The organism is Pseudomonas sp. EGD-AK9 (genome assembly GCF_000465935.2).
Taxonomy (GTDB): domain Bacteria; phylum Pseudomonadota; class Gammaproteobacteria; order Pseudomonadales; family Pseudomonadaceae; genus Aquipseudomonas.
Window position 1 is genome coordinate 1 of the sequence record NZ_AVOF01000427.1, and the last position, 2,361, is coordinate 2,361.

Consider the following 2,361-nt stretch of genomic DNA (forward strand, 5'->3'; position numbering starts at 1 on the left):
GTAAGCGTCTGGCCAACACACCTCCCTGATCCCTCCAGCTAGCGGCATGGTGTCCACCTGTTTTTGGTGGACACCATTTCAAGCCCCTTGCGGAGGATCTCCCGTGCTAGGCCAACGCCGCTCCTATCCCAAATCCTTCAAGGCCCAGGTCGTCGATGAGTGTTCCCAGCCCGGCGCCTCGGTTGCCGGCGTGGCGTTGAGCCACGGCCTCAACGCCAATCTCGTGCACAAGTGGATTGGTCGCCAGCAGGCACAGCTGTCCGCTTCACCCTCCAGTTTTATTCCGATTCCTCTCGTTCCGAGCCTGCCGACTACCCCGAGTGCGGCAGAAATGGCCATCCAGATCGCCATTCCCCATCGGGCCGGCAAGCTGTCGGTGCAGTGGCCGGGCAACGACCCTGAAGGCTGCGCCCGCTTCTTGCGCGAGCTGCTGAAGTGATCCGCATCGAGCGCATCTGGCTTGCCACCGAGCCGCTGGACATGCGCGCCGGCACCGAAACAGCGTTGGCCCGAGTGGTGCAGGTATTCGGTGCGGCGCAGCCGCACTGTGCCTACCTGTTCACCAACAAGCGCGCCAACCGGATGAAGGTGTTGGTGCACGATGGTTTCGGCATCTGGCTGGCCGCTCGCAGGCTCAATCGAGGGCGCTTCGTCTGGTCGGGCAACTGGCAGGGACAGCAGTTGGAACTCAGCCCCGAGCAGTTGCAGGCCCTGGTGGTCGGCCTGCCCTGGCAGCGTCTTGGGCCTGATGCCGAGATCAGGCTCCTGTAGCCGAGGTGCAATTAGGCCAATGGCCTATCGCCGAGGGGGCCAGAAATCCTCACACTCGGCGCCATGAATCCTGCAGCTTTCGATCATCTGACGCCCGAGCAACTGCGCCAACTGGCTGCGCAGCTGAGCCAGCGCGTCGATCACCTGGAAACGCTCAACCAGCGGTTGAATCACGAACTCGCCGTGCTGCGGCGCCACCGCTTCGCCCGCCGCAGCGAGCAGCTCAATGCCGAGCAGCTCAACCTGCTCGACGAGATGATCGATGCCGACATCGCCGCCATCGAGGCAGCGCTTGAGGCGGCCCGACCAGAGCCCGCCAAGCGCGAGCTACGGCAGCAGCCCAAGCGAGCGCCGCTGCCGGCCGAACTGCCGCGCACGCTGATCCTTCACGAGCCGGACAGCACCCAGTGTGCCTGTGGTTGCCAGCTCAAGCGCATCGGCGAAGACGTCAGCGAGAAACTCGACTACATCCCGGGCACCTTCACCGTCGAGCGGCATATCCGTGGCAAGTGGGTCTGCGCCGCGTGTGAAACGTTGATCCAGGCCCCAGTGCCTGCGCAGGTGATCGACAAGGGCATCCCGACTGCGGGGTTACTGGCTCAGGTCATGGTGGCCAAGTTCGCCGATCACCTGCCGCTGTACCGCCAGGAAAAGATCTTCGCCCGCGCCGGGCTGGCCATCGCGCGTTCCACGCTGGCGCAATGGGTAGGCGCTTGCGGCGTCCAGCTGCAACCCCTGGTCGATGCCCTGCGCGACTGCCTGCTCCAGCAGGACGTCATCCTCGCCGACGAAACCCCGGTGCAGATGCTCGCCCCGGGCACAAAGAAGACCCAGCGGGCTTACGTCTGGGCCTATGCACCCAGCCCCTTCGCCGACCTCAAGGCCGTGGTCTACGACTTCAGGCCGAGCCGGGCCGGCGAGCACGCGCGCAGCTTCCTGGGCGACTGGCAAGGCCAGCTGGTCTGCGACGACTTCGCCGGCTACAAGGCCAGCTTCGAGCAAGGCGTGACCGAGATCGGCTGCATGGCCCATGCCCGGCGCAAGTTCTTCGACCTGCATGCCGCCAACCAAAGCCAACTGGCCGAGCAGGCCCTCCAGTACATCGGTCAGCTGTACGAGGTGGAGCGCGAAGGGCGAGAGCTGCTCACCGAACAGCGACGGCAACTACGCCAGGGCAAAGCCAGGCCGATCATCGATGGCCTGCATAGCTGGATGCTTGGGCAGCGGCAGAAGGTGCCGGAAGGCAGCGCGATCGCCAAGGCACTCGACTACAGCCTCAAGCGCTGGGCAGCACTGGTGCGCTACCTGGATGACGGCAACCTGCCCATCGACAATAACTGGATCGAGAACCAGATCCGCCCCTGGGCCCTGGGGCGCTCCAACTGGCTGTTTGCCGGCTCGCTACGCAGTGGCCAGCGTGGCGCGGCCTTAATGACGCTGATCCAGTCAGCCCGCCTGAACGGACACGATCCGTACGCCTACCTGAAGGACGTGCTCACACGCCTGCCGACGCAGAAGGCCAGCGCCCTGGCCGAGCTGCTGCCGCATAACTGGGTACCCGCCGGCAAGGTGTGATGCCCGTTCGCGTAC

The 2,361-nt window shown here is 65.0% G+C and carries 3 protein-coding genes; all 3 read left to right on the forward strand.

The window, feature by feature from the left end; genetic code table 11:
- Positions 1-103 precede the first annotated feature (103 nt).
- Positions 104-439: a transposase gene (locus N878_RS28470; RefSeq protein ID WP_031303426.1), complete on the forward strand. Its 336-nt coding sequence runs from the start codon at positions 104-106 to the stop codon at positions 437-439.
- A complete protein-coding gene (tnpB, locus tag N878_RS17890; RefSeq protein WP_003241496.1) occupies positions 436-771 on the forward strand; it encodes an IS66 family insertion sequence element accessory protein TnpB in 336 nt (111 codons plus the stop codon). The genes N878_RS28470 and tnpB overlap by 4 nt, the downstream gene beginning before the upstream one ends.
- A 63-nt stretch (positions 772-834) precedes the next feature.
- Positions 835-2,346: an IS66 family transposase gene (locus N878_RS17895; RefSeq protein ID WP_021444953.1), complete on the forward strand. Its 1,512-nt coding sequence runs from the start codon at positions 835-837 to the stop codon at positions 2,344-2,346.
- The last annotated feature ends 15 nt before the right edge of the window (positions 2,347-2,361 follow it).

Excerpts from the sequence above, each read along its gene's own strand:
- N878_RS17895 (WP_021444953.1), top strand. The coding sequence starts at position 835 with ATGAATCCTGCAGCTTTCGATCATCTGACGCCCGAGCAACTGCGCCAA.